The organism is Escherichia sp. E4930 (assembly GCF_005845405.1).
In the GTDB taxonomy this organism is placed as follows: Bacteria; Pseudomonadota; Gammaproteobacteria; order Enterobacterales; family Enterobacteriaceae; genus Escherichia.
Map to the genome: position 1 here is coordinate 256,427 of NZ_VCDZ01000003.1, position 18,861 is coordinate 275,287.

The following is an 18,861-nucleotide window of genomic DNA, read 5'->3' on the forward strand; positions in this document are numbered from 1 at the left end:
TGAAGTGAGAGGAACGTTATGTATCAACATCACAACTGGCAAGGTGCGCTGCTGGATTATCCGGTGAGTAAGGTCGTCTGTGTTGGCAGTAACTATGCCAAACATATTAAAGAGATGGGGAGTGAAGTGCCCGAAGAGCCCGTGTTGTTTATTAAACCTGAAACGGCACTGTGTGATCTGCGCCAGCCCCTGGCTATCCCCTCTGATTTCGGCTCGGTTCATCATGAAGTTGAACTGGCGGTGTTGATTGGCGCGACGCTACGTCAGGCCACGGAAGAGCATGTGCGCAAAGCTATTGCAGGTTACGGTGTGGCGCTCGATCTGACATTACGTGATGTTCAGGGAAAAATGAAGAAAGCCGGACAGCCGTGGGAAAAGGCCAAAGGGTTTGATAACTCGTGCCCACTTTCCGGGTTTATTCCTGCAGCAGAGTTCAGCGGTGATCCACAAAATACGTCGCTGGGTCTAAGTGTAAACGGTGAACAACGCCAACAAGGTACGACTGCGGACATGATCCACAAAATCGTTCCACTGATTGCTTATATGAGCAAGTTTTTTACCCTTAAGGCCGGTGACGTTGTGCTGACAGGCACGCCTGATGGTGTTGGTCCGCTGCACAGTGGCGATGAATTGACGGTTACTTTCGGCGGTCATTCTTTGACAACTCGCGTTTTGTAATACTTTTGCCGCCTGAAAGGGGCGGCAAAGCTTGCATCGCCGTGCCAGACTGGTTATAAGGTGCGTTTTAACGTAATGGTGGAACACCTGATGAGCGATATACCTTTCTGGCAAAGTAAAACCCTGGACGAAATGAGCGATGCAGAATGGGAGTCGTTGTGTGATGGTTGTGGTCAGTGCTGCCTGCATAAACTGATGGATGAAGACACCGACGAAATCTACTTCACTAACGTTGCCTGCCGTCAGCTCAATATTAAAACCTGTCAATGTCGGAACTACGAACGCCGCTTCGAGTTTGAACCCGACTGCATTAAGTTAACTCGTGAAAATCTGCCCACGTTCGAATGGCTACCGATGACTTGTGCTTATCGCTTGTTGGCGGAGGGTAAAGATTTACCTGTGTGGCATCCGTTACTTACCGGTTCAAAAGCAGCCATGCATGGCGAACGCATTTCAGTGCGCCATATCGCGGTGAAAGAGTCGGAAGTGATTGACTGGCAGGACCATATCTTAAATAAACCTGACTGGGCGCAATAATCCGCATCAGTCAAGCCGCAGCGAAAATGGTCCTTGCGGTTTTCTGGTCATCAATAACAAGGTCTGGCGCACAGTGTATTAGCGATTTGCTACCCGGAAAGAAATGCCCCCGATTTTCCAGACGTGTCGCCAGAGTGCCGCAATGAAGTTTGGGCTGGCGGTATATTGGAAGTATGAAATATTTTGTACTGGTGGGCTGACGTATTAATCCTGAATCCTGCAAAAAATTCTCGAGCTAAAAAGTGAGAGCGTCATCGCTGTTTCTAAGTAAATTGCAGCACGCGAAAAAAGATAATCTACGGTATGACAATGATTCAAATGCCGTAACCAATGGAGACATTCATTAGACCGCCTGAACATGCATGCTTATTCTCCTCAGGTGTTCTGGTGGGTATAAAGCGAAAGACGGTAAATTCGGACATCAAACGATTTCGTTATATATCCGATCTACAGGTAGTTGATATAAAAATACTCGTGAATATGCATGTAGAATATGCGAAAAAATTCATAAAGTCCTTTTATATTGTTAGTTTTATTTAGCGCTATGCACTGGCGGTTGAAACTGAGAATCATCCGCTATATGGGTGATTCTGATTACGTGAGACTGTTCAATTCCAGTCTATGTTTACTCTACAATCATGCAAATGACAGTGGGCAAAGAAGCGCCATCAGGCGATGGATTCGCCGTAGAATGCTACTGCCTGAGCAGGATAAACCACAGCAATATCCTGATCTTCTCCATGATTTTCAACATAATAAACACACCCATCTTCCTGAGCATAAATATCCAACGTTACGCAACGCCCTCCACTCATGGAAAAGTCCTGCATTAACGTCTCGTCTGTCATATTGCTTTTCATCATCCAACTCGAAATGATTAATATCACGCCGTGCTGAAAAAACTCCGTTCATACTGTTAATCTACGGTAACGTGTCTTTAGTTGAACGATAAACTTTAGCGCTATATTAAAAACGCTTCACGATAAAAATATAAATATCGGAAGGTATTATTGACTTGATCATTATCAATGACCATCTTGAAGGCCCCCCCCGGGAACAATGTGTCAGGAAAACAATAACTACTCTTTATATCATTTTAATATCGAAGATATCCCATTAACTAAAACATCTGTAATTCTATTGATCATTAAATCTTCGTTGTTAATAAAACAAATGGCTTCTTTTATTATTTTTTTGAGGCTTATTTATGGTCAGTGTTATTGCTCTCGTTGTCCATCTTCTCAGATTTATTGTGGTGGGCAGAGTCCAAAGTGATGAAACCAAAGAACTGGTTGATGTCGTAACCGGATAACTCACTGCTATCCATTCATTACGTGGCCAGGATCACACGGGTACAGGATGAGCCGTAGAGCAAGGTCCGTAGGTTTACGGTGGGGTAGATAGTAAAAAGAAACGCGGCTGTCGGATTGTAGCCGCGGGACAAGGTCCAAAAATTTCCAAGAGTCGTTGAATTTCCCAGCTTTTTTGGAAGCACAGGTATCTTACTAATAACTAAAAAAGGTTTAAACTATAAAATTAACCGTATTTTTAGGTAATGCTTACCGACATATCCATACCGCGTTCAGACGGTTAACAGTGGGGCGGCAATCCTTAAGGATCAGCCTACGCAGCGACAGATATTGATAGCCTGAATCAGTATTGATCTGCTGGTAAGAACAGACTACTGTATATAAAAACAGTACAGCTTCAGGCAGATTATTATGTTGTTTATCAAGCCTGCGGATCTCCGCGAAATTGTGACTTTTCCGCTATTTAGCGATCTTGTTCAGTGTGGCTTTCCTTCACCGGCAGCGGATTACGTTGAACAGCGTATCGATCTGAATCAATTGCTTATTCAGCATCCCAGCGCGACTTACTTCGTCAAAGCGAGCGGAGACTCCATGATTGACGGTGGGATTAGTGACGGTGATTTATTGATTGTCGATAGCGCTATTACCGCCAGCCACGGTGATATCGTCATCGCTGCTGTCGATGGCGAGTTTACGGTGAAAAAATTGCAGTTGCGCCCGACGGTACAGCTTATTCCCATGAATAGCGCGTACTCGCCGATTACCCTCGGCAGCGAGGATACGCTGGATGTCTTTGGCGTAGTTGTCCATGTAATAAAGGCGATGCGCTGATGTTTGCCCTTTGCGATGTGAACTCGTTTTATGCCAGTTGTGAAGCGGTGTTTCGCCCTGATTTATGGGGTAAACCGGTGGTTGTGCTATCGAATAATGACGGTTGCGTTATTGCCCGAAACGCTGAGGCAAAGGCGCTGGGCGTTAAAATGGGCGATCCCTGGTTCAAACAAAAAGATCTGTTTCGTCGCTGTGGCGTTGTCTGCTTTAGCAGCAATTATGAGCTTTACGCAGACATGAGCAATCGGGTGATGTCGACGCTGGAAGAGCTGTCTCCTCGCGTGGAGATTTACAGTATTGATGAAGCGTTCTGCGATTTGACGGGGGTACGTAACTGCCGCGATCTCACTGACTTTGGCAGAGAAATTCGCGCAACGGTACTGCAACGCACGCATCTCACCGTGGGGGTGGGTATCGCTCAGACCAAAACGCTGGCAAAACTTGCCAATCATGCGGCAAAAAAATGGCAGCGGCAGACCGGTGGGGTGGTGGATTTATCCAATCTGGAACGCCAGCGTAAATTAATGGCCGCTTTACCCGTAGATGAAGTCTGGGGAATTGGACGGCGCATCAGCAAAAAATTGAACGCGATGGGTATCAAAACCGTTCTGGATTTGGCGGATACAGATATCCGGTTTATTCGTAAACACTTTAATGTGGTTCTCGAAAGAACGGTGCGTGAACTGCGCGGCGAACCCTGTTTGCAGCTGGAAGAGTTTGCACCGACGAAGCAGGAAATTATCTGTTCCCGCTCGTTTGGCGAACGTATCACGGATTATGAATCGATGCGGCAGGCCATTTGTAGTTACGCCGCCCGGGCGGCAGAAAAACTCCGCAGTGAGCATCAATATTGTCGGTTTATCTCCACGTTTATTAAAACGTCGCCATTTGCGCTCAATGAATCCTATTACGGCAATAATGCGTCGGTAAAACTGCTGACGCCTACCCAGGACAGCAGAGACATTATTAACGCGGCTACGCGATCTCTGGACGCCATCTGGCAAGCGGGCCATCGCTACCAAAAAGCGGGCGTGATGCTGGGTGATTTCTTTAGTCAGGGAGTGGCACAACTAAATTTGTTCGATAACAACGCACCGCGTCCCGGTAGTGAACAATTGATGGCGGTAATGGATATGCTGAATGCTAAGGATGGCAGGGGAACACTCTATTTTGCAGGGCAGGGGATCCAGCAACAATGGCAGATGAAGCGAGCCATGCTTTCACCACGTTATACAACACGAAGTTCTGATTTACTGCGGGTCAAATAAACATAGCGGCAGGAAAAAGACGCTCCCGCAGGAGCGCCGAATAGATTAGCGACCAAACAGATCACGTTTTTTCGCTTTAAACGGCTGGGAAATCACCACCAGCACCGCGACAATCAGGTAAGCGATAAAAATACCGAGCAACCACTGTGGCATTTCCAGACCTAAAAATTCCCACTGACGCTCGGCACAATCGCCAGAGGCGACAAACACTTGTGGCACCCATTTATCCAGCGGCAGCCAGTCCGGGAAGCGAACCATGAAATCACAGGTCGCAAACGGTGAGGGATAGAGTTGAAGCATAGTGTGTTCGTAAGTTAACTGTACACCGCGGAACGCACTGTATAACCAGATAATCATTGCTACATAACGTAGCGGAGTTTTCGGGGCGATGGCGCCAATGAGTGCAGCGCCCAGAACGCCAAATAACGCACAACGTTCATAAATACAGAGCACGCAAGGTTTTAGTAACATCACATGCTGGAACCACAGCGCCGTCAGTTCCAGTGCCAGAGCGGTAAACGCCATCAACAGCCACGCACCCCGACCCTGTGAACATTGGTTCAAAAATCGCAACATAATAATATCCCTGCAATATGCATAGAATGCGCAGTTTAAACCAATTCATTCGCTGCGCCACCAGGGGGAATCAAAAATCGATCGTAATCGAACAATTATCGGGCGAAAAGGCAAACCGGGCATCAATATGCCCGGTCAGTTGTTATCAAAGCGCTGCTATCCAGCCCATCTGCATAAACCATTCGGTTACAGGGGCAAGAGTAAACTCGACGCAGAGCAGTCCGACGAGAGTCAGTACGAGGGTATAAGGCAGGGCCATCCACACCATGCGGCCATAAGAGAGGCGAATCAATGGCGCGAGTGCGGAAGTCAGCAGGAACAAGAATGCAGCCTGGCCGTTCGGCGTGGCGACGGAGGGCAGGTTGGTCCCGGTATTAATGGCAACTGCCAGAAGTTCGTATTGCTTCAACGTAATCGCGCCACTCTCCATTGCCGCTTTCGCTTCGTTGATATAAATCGTCCCCACGAAGACGTTATCCGAAATGGATGACAGCAGACCGTTGAAAATATAGAACAGCGAAAGCTGTGCATGTTCCGATGCCTGCAGCACAAACTGGATAATCGGGGAGAACAGCTGCTGGTCGATAATGACTGCGACTACCGAGAAAAAGACGGTCAACAGTGCGGTGAATGGCAGAGATTCGGTGAAGGCTTTGCCGATGGCATGTTCATCGGTGACACCGGTCAATGATGTCGCCAGAATAATGACCGACAAACCAATCAAGCCAACTTCCGCCAGATGCAACGCCAGCGCAGTCACCAGCCAGACGCCGATAATCGCCTGGACAATCAGACGAATTTTATCCTGACGGGTACGCTGGTGGCGGCTTTGATCGTCAAACTGTTGCAGCACTTCGCGGACTTTCTCCGGCAGCGTTTCACCGTAGCCAAACCAACGCAGCTTCTCCACCAACAGGCAGGTTAACAGACCGCAAACCAGAACCGGAACGGTCACTGGTGACATGCGCAGGAAGAAATCGCCAAAATGCCAGCCAGCGGCTTTGGCGATAATCAGGTTTTGCGGCTCACCCACCATGGTCATTACGCCACCTAATGCGGTACCGACGCCAGCGTGCATCATCAGACTACGCAGGAACCCACGGAACTGCTCCAGAACAACTTTGTAATGCTGGTCGATATGACTATCGTCTTGCAGGTCGGTATCTTCGGTACGGGAAGAGGCTACGCGGTGATAAATGCCATAAAAGCCTACTGCAACACTGATCACCACCGCCACGACGGTTAAAGCATCGAGGAACGCGGAGAGAAACGCTGCCGCAATGCAAAAAGAGAGCGATAGCAGCATTTTGGAGCGAATGCTTAACAGCAAGCGAGTAAAAATGAACAGCAACAGCTGTTTCATAAAATAGATGCCCGCCACCATAAACATCAGTAACAGCAAGACTTCAAGGTTTGCCGCCACTTCTTCACGGACATGTTTCGCGCTGGTCATGCCGATGAAGACGGCTTCGATAGCCAATAGACCGCCGGGGAGCAGCGGGTAGCATTTCAGGGCCATTGCCAGCGTGAAAATAAATTCCGCTACCAGCAGCCAGCCAGCAACAAAAGGACTGATGAGAAAAATTAGCGGATTAATAATTAAAAAAATGATGAGGGCAAGTTTGTACCAGTCAGGTGACTGGCCTAAAAAATTGCGCCATAACGCGCGGCCCCAGGAGATTTCCATGATGGTTTCCCTTACCTTAGTAATAATCAATGATGTTTTTATGTTTAAGCGCAAAGCTTAACGGTCGTGCAGGAGTGAGGCAAGTATTGATGATCAAGGAGAAAGAGATGCAGAAAATGAAGCCTTGATCCCTTTTTTCTTCTTTTTGTCTGCTATCAGCGTGATTAGCCCTCTGGTATGATGAGTGCAACTTTGTTTTGCTGTGTTATGGAAATCTCACTATGGTCATTAAGGCGCAAAGCCCGGCGGGTTTCGCGGAAGAGTACATCATTGAAAGTATCTGGAATAACCGCTTCCCGCCCGGGACTATTTTGCCCGCAGAACGTGAACTTTCAGAATTAATTGGCGTAACGCGTACTACGTTACGTGAAGTGTTGCAGCGCCTGGCGCGAGATGGCTGGCTGACTATTCAACACGGCAAACCGACGAAGGTGAATAATTTCTGGGAAACCTCCGGGTTGAATATTCTTGAGACGCTGGCGCGACTGGATCACGAAAGTGTGCCGCAGCTTATTGATAATTTGCTGTCAGTGCGTACCAATATTTCGACAATTTTTATTCGCACTGCATTTCGTCAGCATCCTGATAAAGCGCAAGAAGTGTTGGCAACCGCCAATGAAGTGGCCGATCACGCCGACGCCTTTGCTGACTTGGATTACAACATTTTCCGCGGTCTGGCGTTTGCTTCCGGTAACCCAATTTACGGTCTGATCCTCAACGGGATGAAAGGGCTGTATACGCGAATTGGTCGTCACTATTTCGCTAATCCGGAGGCGCGCAGTCTGGCACTGGGCTTCTATCACAAGCTATCGGCATTGTGCACTGAAGGCGCGCATGATCAGGTTTACGAAACAGTGCGCCGCTATGGGCATGAGAGTGGCGAGATATGGCACCGGATGCAGAAAAATCTGCCGGGTGATTTAGCCATTCAGGGGCGATAATCCCTTCCGTTTAAAAAGCAAACCCCTCAAACGAGGGGTTTTTTGTTGTTTTTACAGATTTCCCATTCTCGGCGGGCAACGTTCCAGCAACTCGACGCTGCCGTCTTCGTTTTGCTGTTCGAGCATCACATCAAATCCCCACAGGCGATGCACATGCTTCAGCACTTCTTTGCGCCCCCGATCCAGCGGAGCGCGGTTATGCGGAATGTAGCGCAGCGTCAGTGAACGGTCGCCGCGTAAATCCACGTTCCAGATCTGAATGTTTGGTTCCAGATTACTTAAGTTATATTGCGACGATAATCGGTTACGGATCTCCCGATAACCTTCCTCATTATGAATGGCAGAAATTTCCAGATAATTATGGCGATCGTCGTCCAGAACGGTGAAGAAGCGAAAATCACGCATCACTTTCGGTGACAGGAACTGGCTGATAAAGCTCTCATCTTTGAAATCACGCATCGCAAAATGCAATGTTTCCAGCCAGTCAGAACCGGCGATATCCGGGAACCAGTATTTGTCTTCTTCCGTCGGCGACTGACAAATCCGTTTAATATCCTGGAACATGGCGAAACCAAGCGCATACGGATTTATTCCGCTGTACCACGGGCTGTTATAGGGCGGCTGGAAAACCACATTGGTGTGGCTGTGCAAAAACTCCAGCATAAAGCGTTCGGTCACTTTTCCTTCATCGTACAGATGGTTAAGGATGGTGTAGTGCCAGAAGGTCGCCCAGCCTTCGTTCATCACCTGAGTCTGTTTTTGCGGATAAAAATACTGGCTCACCTTACGCACAATACGCAGAATTTCACGCTGCCATGATTCCAGTAGTGGGGCATTTTTCTCCATAAAATAAAGCAGGTTTTCTTGCGGCTCGGAAGGATAGCGGCGCGCTTCGGCGACTGTTTTCTCTTCTTCGCGCTTCGGCAGGGTACGCCACAGCATGTTGACCTGACTTTGCAGATACTCCTCGCGACTTTTCTGCCGGGCTTTTTCCTCCTGGAGAGAGATTTTTTGCGGACGTTTGTAACGGTCTACACCGTAGTTCATCAGGGCATGACAGGAGTCCAGCAGCTTTTCTACTTCATCAACGCCATAACGCTCTTCGCACTCGGTAATATATTTACGGGCAAAAATCAGGTAATCGACAATGGAACTGGCGTCGGTCCAGCTGCGAAACAGATAATTGTTTTTGAAGAAAGAGTTGTGACCATAGCAGGCATGTGCCATCACCAGCGCCTGCATGGTGATGGTGTTCTCTTCCATCAGGTAAGCGATACACGGGTTAGAGTTAATGACAATTTCATAGGCCAGCCCTTGTTGACCGTGCTTATACAGACGTTCGGTTTCGATAAACTTTTTACCGAATGACCAGTGCGGATAGTTAATCGGCATGCCGACGCTGGAGTAGGCATCCATCATCTGTTCCGAAGTGATCACTTCAATCTGGTGCGGGTAGGTATCCAGCCGATAGAGTTTCGCCACCCGGTCTATCTCTGCAAGGTAAACATCCAGCAGGTCGAACGTCCAGTCGGGTCCATCGCTCAAACGTGTGGTGTCCTTATTCATAGAATCGATCGTCGCCATACGCGCACCTCATTGTTGTCGGCGCTCTCTGTGTGGAGCACCTCATTTCAAGCATAGAACACCTGTTAAAAACCGCGTCGCCGGAGAATTTTTTTCTTTGCGATTTCTTATTATCGGAGTGCCAATAATTAGCTTCTCAACGGAATTTTCTGCTGGATAAAAAGCACGTTCAGCAGGAGATGCCAAAGACAGTATATTCCCGCTGTGTCAGGGAGATGTGAGCTGGCTCACCATAAAAAACCCATATGTTGAATAATATTTTCAACTGAGTTATCAAGATGTAATTAGATTATTATTCTTTTACTGTATCTACCGTTATCGGAGTGGCTATGCGAGTTGTCATACTGGGAAGTGGTGTGGTAGGCGTTGCCAGCGCCTGGTATCTGAATCAGGCAGGACATGAGGTCACCGTCATTGATCGGGAACCGGGGGCGGCTCTTGAAACCAGCGCAGCGAATGCCGGGCAAATCTCCCCCGGCTATGCCGCGCCGTGGGCAGCACCAGGCGTGCCTTTAAAAGCGATTAAATGGATGTTTCAGCGCCATGCGCCGCTGGCCGTTCGTCTCGACGGTACGCAGTTCCAGTTGAAATGGATGTGGCAAATGTTACGTAACTGCGACACCAGCCACTATATGGAAAATAAAGGGCGGATGGTGCGCCTGGCGGAATACAGCCGTGATTGCCTGAAAGCATTACGCGCAGAGACAAATATCCAGTATGAAGGTCGGCAGGGCGGGACGCTGCAACTGTTCCGTACCGAACAACAGTATGAAAATGCCACTCGCGATATCGCCGTGCTGGAAGATGCTGGTGTGCCGTACAAATTACTGGAATCCAGCCGCCTGGCGGAAGTGGAGCCCGCGCTGGCAGAAGTGGCGCATAAACTGACCGGCGGTCTGCAACTGCCCAATGATGAAACCGGAGACTGCCAGCTCTTTACCCAGAATCTGGCGCGAATGGCGGAGCAGGCGGGGGTTAAATTCCGCTTTAATACGCCCGTTGATCAGCTACTTTGTGACGGCGAGCAAATCTACGGCGTGAAGTGTGGTGATGAAGTGATTAAGGCCGATGCGTATGTGATGGCGTTTGGTTCTTACTCGACGGCAATGCTTAAAGGCATTGTTGATATTCCGGTGTATCCGCTGAAGGGGTATTCCCTGACCATTCCAATTGCGCAGGAAGATGGCGCGCCGGTATCCACCATTCTTGATGAAACCTACAAAATCGCCATTACCCGTTTCGATAACCGTATCCGCGTTGGCGGGATGGCGGAAATTGTTGGCTTTAACACTGAACTGTTACAGCCGCGTCGTGAAACGCTGGAAATGGTCGTTCGCGATCTCTATCCGCGCGGCGGTCATGTCGAGCAGGCTACTTTCTGGACCGGCCTGCGCCCGATGACGCCAGACGGCACGCCGATTGTTGGTCGTTCACGCTTTAAAAATCTGTGGTTGAATACCGGTCATGGCACGCTCGGCTGGACGATGGCTTGCGGTTCCGGTCAGTTGTTAAGCGATCTGCTCTCGGGGCGCACGCCCGCTATCCCGTATGAGGATTTAAACGTAGCGCGCTACAGCCGTGGATTTACGCCATCACGCCCGGGCCATTTACATGGCGCGCACAGCTAAGGAATCGAGATGACCAGACCGATACAGGCCAGCCTCGATCTACAGGCATTAAAACAGAATCTGAACATTGTCCGCCAGGCCGCGCCGCACGCGCGCGTCTGGTCGGTGGTAAAAGCGAACGCGTATGGGCACGGTATTGAGCGTATCTGGAGTGCGCTCGGGGCGACTGATGGCTTTGCCTTACTTAATCTGGAAGAGGCCATTACCCTACGTGAGCGCGGCTGGAAAGGACCGATCCTCATGTTGGAAGGTTTTTTCCACGCCCAGGATCTGGAGATTTATGACCAGTATCGCCTGACTACCTGCGTTCACAGTAACTGGCAGCTCAAAGCGTTGCAAAACGCGCGACTAAAAGCACCCCTGGATATTTATCTTAAAGTGAACAGTGGAATGAATCGGCTGGGCTTCCTGCCCGATCGCGTGTCCACCGTCTGGCAGCAACTGCGGGCGATGGCGAATGTTGGCGAAATGACCCTGATGTCGCATTTTGCCGAGGCCGAGCATCCTGATGGGATTACCGAGGCGATGGCGCGTGTTGACCAGGCGGCGGAAGGGCTGGAGTGTCGACGCTCGTTGTCTAACTCGGCGGCGACGCTGTGGCATCCGGAAGCGCATTTTGACTGGGTGCGTCCGGGAATTGTTTTGTATGGTGCATCACCGTCCGGTCAGTGGCGCGATATCGCCAATACCGGATTACGTCCAGTAATGACGTTAAGTAGCGAGATTATTGGTGTCCAGACGCTGAAAGCGGGAGAGCGCGCGGGCTATGGCGGTCGCTATACCGCGCGTGATGAACAGCGAATCGGCATTGTCGCCGCCGGATACGCTGACGGTTATCCGCGGCATGCGCCAACCGGTACCCCTGTTTTAGTCGACGGCGTACGCACCATGACGGTAGGGACTGTCTCGATGGATATGCTGGCGGTCGATTTAACGCCTTGCCCGCAGGCGGGTATTGGTACCCCGGTTGAGCTGTGGGGCAAAGAGATCAAAATTGATGATGTCGCCGCCGCTGCCGGAACTGTTGGCTATGAATTGATGTGCGCGCTGGCGTTACGTGTGCCTGTTGTGACGGTGTAACTTGCTGTAGCCGGATGCGACCAGCGTCGCATCCGGCGATACAAGACGGATCAAACTTAAGATTCGGCTTCTTCCTCCGCTACCCGAACGCCAATCTTCAGTACTTCATTATCTTCTTTCTCGGCCACCGTCCAGATCATCCCGGCAAACTCCACCTGATCACCGACAACCGGAGCCGCGCCTAACAATTGCTGGACAATTTCCCCCAGCGTTTGCTGTTTATCGCGATACTCCCGACCGTCTTCCAGACCATATATCAGCGCCACATCGGCATATTTGGCACTGGCTTCAAGAATGAAGTCACCAAAGAAACGTTGATCCAGCGCGACTGGCGGTGACTGGCTGAACAGTTTACCGAGCGCCGGGAGATCGCGTTCCCGACCAATCACGCACAAGACGTCGCCTTCACGCAGTCGGGTGCTGCCAGTGGGATGAAGCAACTGGTTATCACGAAACAGTGCCGCAATACGCGTCTCTTTTGGCATATGCAGATCGCGCAGCGCCGCGCCCACGCACCATTTATCGGCACTCAACTGATAAACAAACTGTTCCCACGGGTTTTCCGGATGAATATCAAGGCCAACGCGTGATACCGGGCGTCCGACGGGCGGAACCACCACTTTGGCTTTTTTCGCCGCCCACGAGAGCGACGTTCCCTGTAACAACAGCGAAACCAGAACCACGAAGAAGGCGACATTAAAGAACAGACGCGCATTCTCCAGGCCCGCCATCATCGGGAACACCGCCAGGATAATCGGCACCGCGCCGCGCAGTCCGACCCAACTGATAAATACGCGCTCGCGCAAATTGAAGCCACGGAACGGCAGCAATCCGGCAAATACCGAAAGGGGACGAGCGAAGAAAATCATCCATGCGGACAAAATGAGCGCCGGAATGGCAATAGGCAGTAAGTCGCTTGGGTTAACCAACAGCCCAAGCACCAGGAACATGGCGATTTGCGCCAGCCAGGCGAGGCCGTCGAAATTCTGCAGAATGCCGTAGCGGTTGCGAATAGGGCGATTACCCAGCAGAAAACCGCACAGATACACCGCCAGAATACCGCTACCTTCCAGTGCAGTAGTTAATGAGAAAATCAGAATACCGCCACTTAATGCCAGCAATGGATATAATCCGGCGGGCAGGGCGATGCGGTTGATCATTTGCAGCAGTAAATAACCGCCGCCAAGACCTATTACAATGCCCAGACCAAATTGTTGCAGAATATCGACAATGAACATCCAGCTAATATTGCTCTCATGATGCTGGATCATCGCAATCAGGGTAATGGTCAGAAACACGGCCATCGGATCATTACTGCCGGATTCAATTTCCAGCGTCGAGCCAACACGTTCGTTAAGCCCCTTGCCGCCAAGCAGAGAAAATACCGCAGCGGCATCCGTGGAACCGACAATAGCGCCGATTAATAAGCCTTCAATCAAATTGAGATTAAACAGCCACGCCGCCATCATGCCGGTTAAACCAGAAGTAATCAGCACGCCCACCGTCGCCAATGACAGCGCCGGGCCTAACGCCACGCGAAATGAACTGGCCTGGGTACGCATCCCACCGTCGAGCAAAATAATCGCCAGCGCGAGGTTACTTACCATGTAAGCAAAAGGATAATTATCAAACGGGATGCCGCCGACGCCATCAACCCCCGCCAGCATGCCGATCGCCAGAAAAATAACCAGAATGGGAATGCCAAGACGGGAAGAAAATGAACTAAGTAAAATACTGCTGGTGACAAGGATGGATCCTAAGATGAAAAGGCTAATTATTGTTGTGGCATCCAACGGTCGGTTACTCCTGATTACGCTGTCTCTTATATAAACCCTACCATATTAGCGGCAGAAACAGCGTTTTACTTAGCCCTGAAACGTGATTTTTTTACACTTTAAGAACAGGATGACCACTAATCGTCAACTGTGTGCCTTCCTGGGTGTGATTAAGCGTGGCATGTGCGCCCAACGGCAGCGTAACTGTGCGTTGTTCATGACCAAAATCGAGGCCAGTTATGAGTGGAATAGACAGGCGGGAACGCAAGAACGCGTACACCGACTCCAGGTTGTAACCCGCGTCATAATCATTGGGCGTGCTACCACTGAAGCTACCGAGGATAATCGCCTTTTGACGCGGTAAAATTCCGGCATGATAGAGCTGTAACAGCATACGTTCGACGCGGAAAGGGTGCTCGTTAATATCTTCCAGCACCAGAATACCGTTCTCAATTTGCGGCATCCACGGCGTACCAATCAGCGAAATCAGCATCGCGAGATTGCCTCCCCACAACGTGCCTTCGGTCCGACACGTCGGGCCTTCCCCTTGCCATTCAATGGTGAATGTTTCATTGCGTAATGCCAGCCAGAAATGGTGCTCGGTAAAGGCGTTCATCTCTTCCGCGCCAAAATTCGCCACCAGCATCGGGCCGCTAAAGGTGATGACATTACCCTGGGTCAGCAGTCCACACTGGATGGCTGTGAAATCGCTATGCCCGCAGATCAGCAACGGATCATGTTGTTGGCGAGCAACCAGCGCCTGCCAGTCAATATCCGCCAGTAAGCGGCTGGCACCGTAACCGCCGCGAACCGCCAGTACGATAGTGTTGGGTGATGTCAGCCCTGCAAGAGAATTAATATCCGCCAGACGCTCCGTTTCCGTACCTGCAAACCGCTCACAGCGACGGGCAATGACCTCTACGTTATTGACCTGATGACCCGCATCCATCAGGCGTTGAATACCGCGCTGCGCGGCGTGCTGATTAATGCAGTAACCCGACGGGGCGATTAAGTGAAACTGAGACATGGCAATTCCTTGCTGACAACAGAAACGAATTGTATATCATGCCGATTAGGTGTGCCGTTGTCACCTCAACGGCGATTCCAGGCTATAAGGATAGATGAAGTGAAATTGAGATGGTTTGCCTTTTTGATTGTGTTATTAGCGGGTTGTTCATCAAAACATGACTATACGAACCCTCCGTGGAATGCGAAAGTTCCGGTACAACGTGCAATGAAGTGGATGCCAATAAGTCAGAAAGCCGGTGCGGCCTGGGGTGTCGATCCACAATTGATCACGGCGATTATCGCTATCGAGTCGGGCGGTAACCCGAACGCGGTGAGTAAGTCGAATGCGATTGGTCTGATGCAGTTAAAAGCCTCCACGTCCGGACGCGATGTTTACCGTCGCATGGGCTGGAGCGGCGAACCAACGACCAGTGAGCTGAAAAATCCAGAGCGTAATATCTCAATGGGGGCAGCTTACCTGAATATTCTGGAAACCGGCCCGCTGGCAGGTATTGAAGATCCGAAAGTACTGCAATATGCGCTGGTGGTGTCATACGCTAACGGGGCAGGCGCACTGTTACGGACTTTCTCCTCAGATCGGAAAAAGGCGATCAGCAAAATCAACGATCTGGACGCTGACGAGTTCCTCGATCACGTCGCGAGAAATCACCCCGCGCCGCAGGCTCCACGCTATATCTACAAACTCGAGCAGGCTCTGGACGCAATGTAACTCAGTCGCGTACTTTGTCCGCTTTCTCACGGGCTTCCCGCTCGAGTGAGAAAATAATCCGCTGTAATTGCCGCTCCACCGTCGGGCTGACGTTAAGAAAACGAAAGCTCAGACGGGGAGTGGAGACGGTTTCATTTTTACCATCAATCAATTTACGCTCGCTGATCGTCAGTAACTGGGCATCAAAGTGAAAAATGCCCCATTGTCCCATGTTGACTTCAATCTGTGCGAAGCGCATGCCTTCTTGCAATCCGGCAGGCTTTGCCGTTTCCAGTAATGCGCCCATGCCGCCTAACGACAAATCATACAGGCGAAAACGTAACGTGCTGTTATCCGCCAGTTTGGTCTGGCAAAAATAAGGCGGATGGAGCGGGGCGGAGATGCGGAAATATCGGCGTCGTTGTACAAACCATAAGGTGGGAGGCGGTGCGGTAATAAAGGCCGGAAGCTGCAGGTATTCACTTTGCTGTAATTGTTCAACAGTAAACTCGACTTTCGCACCCTGAGTTTCGGCGGTTATGGTAATGTGCTGCGCCTTAAGCACAGCATTGTTGTCTTCTGCTTGACTGCCGTAATCCAGCACCAGTTTATCCGGGCTTATTGCCAGTATTTTGCTGATCAGTTGACCGTCAGTCCAACTGATACGTAAGGGAATTGCGGCTTTATGCAAATCGCGTAAAACGCCCAGTACTGCTAAAGGATTTTGTTTCAGGAACTGCTCATGGTAGTGACTCACGCGGAAAAACTCCTGACCGACAAACTGTCTTTGGTTTATCGGTGGCGATTAACAAAACTTTATACAAATGCGATTTTTTTTACATGTCGACTGCAAATCAACCACCAGACGCCCGACATCAAACTTACCCTTGCCTATACTTAGAGCGTTGACGTAAGCATTTCTTGCGTCCTGTTCATAGAAACGAGGGCCTGAACATGGGAATTATTGCCTGGATTATTTTTGGCCTGATAGCCGGCATTATCGCCAAGCTAATCATGCCGGGGCGTGATGGTGGTGGATTTTTCCTGACCTGTATTCTCGGGATAGTCGGTGCGGTTGTCGGCGGCTGGCTGGCGACCATGTTTGGCATTGGCGGCTCCATCAGCGGTTTTAATTTGCACAGCTTCCTGGTGGCGGTGGTGGGAGCTATTCTCGTTCTGGGCGTATTCCGCCTCCTGCGAAGAGAATAAGATTTTCATAAGGCGGATAGCGATACAGATGCCGCTATCCGCTTTCACATCAGAACGTATACTCGACACCTGCCCAGAAATTGCGACCTTCTTCAATAAACCCTTCACTGTAGGCATATTGGGTATCAAACAGGTTATTGACCGACGCATTGACGCTGAAACCATGACCTAAGGCGTAATCAGCTCGAATGTGGGTCACCGCAAAACCGGCGGCTTTTTGTGAACCGTCACTGTTGCTGTAGCTGGAGGAACGCGCCTCTTCCGACAGTGTTATGCTTAACGGCTCCCACGGTTTGAGAGTCATCCATGCGGTCATGGTCTGCGTTGGCAGATCGGTTATCTTGCCGATGTCTTTGCGTTTAGCGTCAGCGTGGATCAGGGCGTAGCTCAATCCTACATCCAGTATATTGCTGATTTTCCCCTTAATACCGGCATCCAGACCGCTGTAATCCACCGTGCCGCTGTTCTGGTTTTGAATGGTATCGGCATCGATATTGTGCGAGAGGATGGCATCACTCACCCGGTTATAGTAAACGCTGACCTCAAATCCCCAGTCGCGCGTGAAGGCACCATTCCAGGTTAAATCTACCCCGCGCGCGCGTTCCGGTTTGAGCTGTGGGTTAACAATCGCTATCTGGTTATACGCTGGTTTGGACGTGGTATAGCGTTCTTTCAGCGTCGGAAAGCGAGTGCGGTCATAGTACGAAAGTGCCAGCGTGTCTTCATTGGCAAAGTGGTATTTCCCCATTACCTGCCAGTTAAAAGCTGACTGATTGTTGTCGTCATAATGGGTGATGCTGCCATCGTTCTCATGTTTTTTCGCTTCTACGCTATCGCGCCAGTCATAGCTGATTCCCGCCACGACATCGACATTATCGGCGGCAGCCCATTGATATTCACTGGCGAGCGACCAGGTGCGATCTTCATAGCGATCGTAAGCGGCGTGCGGCGCACCTTTTTCCCGGTGTACGTCATTTTTCCAGTTAACGGCAAACGACAGCAGATCGTTTTCACGCACATCGGCTGCCAGTTGTAACCCGGCACCGTCGCTGTAATCGGAATAATGGCTGTAGCTGCCTTTTTTATTTTTCAAATCAGCCAGCGAGTTGTACATCATCAGCGTATTTTCAAAGGTGTCGCGATACAGCCGACTTTTCAAAGTAAAACGCTCGTTTAGCTGGGTCGTTCCCTGATAGTAAAAACTTTCTTTGTCATACTCCGGCCACTGCCAGTAGCGTGATTTCTGACCACTGTTTCCGCTGTATGGCGGGTTATCTTTTTCACCATCCTGCTTAATGTAAGTCAGTGTGTATTCATCGTTTTCGCGTGGTGTAAAACCGAGCTTCACAATGCCGCGTTTATCATCAGCCGATGAGTTAATCATCTTGCCGTGTTTGCCTGCAATATCGTTATTCACACCATGCGGCAGGCCGAGAAAATCCTGCTTTAGCTGGCTACCGCTGACTTGCAAATACCCCAGATCGCTGCTGGCGGCAAATGAAGCATGCATATCGTAGGCATTGTCCTGGCTACGGCTCCATCCCTGGCGATATCCCAGATTTGCTTCCAGAGGTTTCGTTGGCTTCTGGGTGGTGATATTAATGGCTCCGCCCATCTGATTAGGCCCCTGAAGCAGCGACGAATACCCTTTGGAAACTTCGACCGCGCCCAGATTGTTGGTCAGAATCCGTGCCAGATCGAGGTTGCCGTCATAGGGAACATAAATCGGCACACCGTCGAAATAGACCGGTACCTGACGGCTATCAAAACCACGAACTTTGACCTGTTCTTCGTTGCGGCTGCCTGACTTTTGCAGCACTACGCCAGGGACGACGCTTAATGCCTTAGCGACATTCTGTTTATCCAGGGCCTTCATGGTGGGTTGATCGAGAACGGTGGTCGTCGTCGATGATACGGGGCTGGACCATACGGTCAGCGTGTCGCTCTCCTGAGCGGCTACGGCCTGCTGGGTAAAGGCAAGTGATAATGCTGTGCAGAGATAACGTTTTTTGAGTCTCATAGAATAAATTCCGTTTAACA

The 18,861-nt window shown here is 50.2% G+C and carries 17 protein-coding genes; 9 read left to right on the top strand and 8 right to left on the bottom strand.

Annotated elements, in window-relative coordinates; genetic code table 11:
* Positions 1-18: 18 nt before the first annotated feature.
* Positions 19-678 (top strand): fumarylacetoacetate hydrolase family protein, encoded by a 660-nt coding sequence (locus FFT88_RS04650; protein WP_135404263.1) that lies wholly within the window; start codon positions 19-21, stop codon positions 676-678.
* Between the two features lie 90 nt (positions 679-768).
* Positions 769-1,215 (top strand): YcgN family cysteine cluster protein, encoded by a 447-nt coding sequence (locus FFT88_RS04655; protein WP_205712849.1) that lies wholly within the window; start codon positions 769-771, stop codon positions 1,213-1,215.
* A gap of 668 nt (positions 1,216-1,883) precedes the next feature.
* Here the strand turns inward: FFT88_RS04655 and FFT88_RS25525 are convergent.
* Positions 1,884-2,030 (bottom strand): hypothetical protein, encoded by a 147-nt coding sequence (locus tag FFT88_RS25525; RefSeq protein ID WP_240731058.1) that lies wholly within the window; start codon positions 2,028-2,030, stop codon positions 1,884-1,886.
* A 906-nt stretch (positions 2,031-2,936) separates the two neighbouring features.
* Between FFT88_RS25525 and FFT88_RS04670 the strand changes: the two genes are divergently transcribed.
* Together FFT88_RS04670 and umuC are read left to right on the top strand one after the other, a co-directional pair.
* Positions 2,937-3,356: a translesion error-prone DNA polymerase V autoproteolytic subunit gene (locus tag FFT88_RS04670; protein WP_130205617.1), complete on the top strand. Its 420-nt coding sequence runs from the start codon at positions 2,937-2,939 to the stop codon at positions 3,354-3,356.
* Positions 3,356-4,624, top strand: a complete 1,269-nt coding sequence (gene umuC, locus FFT88_RS04675) for a DNA polymerase V catalytic protein (protein ID WP_135404265.1) — start codon at positions 3,356-3,358, stop codon at positions 4,622-4,624. Before FFT88_RS04670 ends, umuC begins: the two co-directional genes overlap by 1 nt.
* 45 nt (positions 4,625-4,669) lie before the next feature.
* Here umuC and dsbB read toward each other — a convergent pair whose 3' ends face one another.
* Positions 4,670-5,200 carry a disulfide bond formation protein DsbB gene (gene dsbB / locus FFT88_RS04680; RefSeq protein ID WP_130215958.1) on the bottom strand — a complete coding sequence of 177 codons (531 nt, stop codon included), beginning with the start codon at positions 5,198-5,200 and terminating at the stop codon, positions 4,670-4,672.
* 145 nt (positions 5,201-5,345) lie between these two features.
* The gene (gene nhaB / locus FFT88_RS04685) at positions 5,346-6,887 is read right to left on the bottom strand and encodes a Na(+)/H(+) antiporter NhaB (RefSeq protein WP_130215960.1); all 1,542 of its coding nucleotides are present in this window, start codon (positions 6,885-6,887) and stop codon (positions 5,346-5,348) included.
* 221 nt (positions 6,888-7,108) lie between these two features.
* Between nhaB and fadR the strand changes: the two genes are divergently transcribed.
* Complete coding sequence (fadR, locus tag FFT88_RS04690) at positions 7,109-7,828, top strand: fatty acid metabolism transcriptional regulator FadR (RefSeq protein ID WP_130215962.1); 720 nt, start codon at positions 7,109-7,111, stop codon at positions 7,826-7,828.
* A gap of 51 nt (positions 7,829-7,879) precedes the next feature.
* Here the strand turns inward: fadR and FFT88_RS04695 are convergent, their stop codons facing one another.
* Complete coding sequence (locus FFT88_RS04695) at positions 7,880-9,412, bottom strand: SpoVR family protein (RefSeq protein WP_130205627.1); 1,533 nt, start codon at positions 9,410-9,412, stop codon at positions 7,880-7,882.
* 329 nt (positions 9,413-9,741) lie between these two features.
* Between FFT88_RS04695 and dadA the strand changes: the two genes are divergently transcribed.
* Positions 9,742-11,040 (top strand): D-amino acid dehydrogenase, encoded by a 1,299-nt coding sequence (dadA, locus tag FFT88_RS04700; RefSeq protein WP_135404266.1) that lies wholly within the window; start codon positions 9,742-9,744, stop codon positions 11,038-11,040.
* A gap of 9 nt (positions 11,041-11,049) precedes the next feature.
* Positions 11,050-12,120, top strand: coding sequence for a catabolic alanine racemase DadX (dadX, locus tag FFT88_RS04705; RefSeq protein WP_135404267.1), 1,071 nt, complete (start codon positions 11,050-11,052; stop codon positions 12,118-12,120).
* A gap of 56 nt (positions 12,121-12,176) precedes the next feature.
* Here dadX and FFT88_RS04710 read toward each other — a convergent pair whose 3' ends face one another.
* Complete coding sequence (locus FFT88_RS04710) at positions 12,177-13,913, bottom strand: potassium/proton antiporter (protein ID WP_064528688.1); 1,737 nt, start codon at positions 13,911-13,913, stop codon at positions 12,177-12,179.
* A 94-nt stretch (positions 13,914-14,007) separates the two neighbouring features.
* Entirely contained in the window at positions 14,008-14,922 is a 915-nt protein-coding gene (gene ldcA / locus FFT88_RS04715; protein WP_135404268.1) for a muramoyltetrapeptide carboxypeptidase, read from the bottom strand.
* A 99-nt stretch (positions 14,923-15,021) separates the two neighbouring features.
* On the opposite strand from ldcA, the gene emtA reads away from it, so the two are divergent.
* Positions 15,022-15,633, top strand: coding sequence for a membrane-bound lytic murein transglycosylase EmtA (emtA, locus tag FFT88_RS04720; RefSeq protein ID WP_130205637.1), 612 nt, complete (start codon positions 15,022-15,024; stop codon positions 15,631-15,633).
* 1 nt (position 15,634) lies between these two features.
* Here emtA and FFT88_RS04725 read toward each other — a convergent pair whose 3' ends face one another.
* On the bottom strand, positions 15,635-16,369 hold the full coding sequence (locus FFT88_RS04725; protein WP_130222841.1) for a flagellar brake protein: 735 nt from the start codon (positions 16,367-16,369) through the stop codon (positions 15,635-15,637).
* Positions 16,370-16,566: 197 nt separating this feature from the next.
* Here FFT88_RS04725 and FFT88_RS04730 point away from each other — a divergent pair, with 197 nt between their 5' ends.
* On the top strand, positions 16,567-16,821 hold the full coding sequence (locus FFT88_RS04730) for a GlsB/YeaQ/YmgE family stress response membrane protein (RefSeq protein ID WP_000511315.1): 255 nt from the start codon (positions 16,567-16,569) through the stop codon (positions 16,819-16,821).
* 49 nt (positions 16,822-16,870) lie between these two features.
* Here FFT88_RS04730 and FFT88_RS04735 read toward each other — a convergent pair whose 3' ends face one another.
* Positions 16,871-18,841, bottom strand: coding sequence for a TonB-dependent receptor (locus tag FFT88_RS04735; protein ID WP_135404269.1), 1,971 nt, complete (start codon positions 18,839-18,841; stop codon positions 16,871-16,873).
* Positions 18,842-18,861 lie beyond the last annotated feature (20 nt).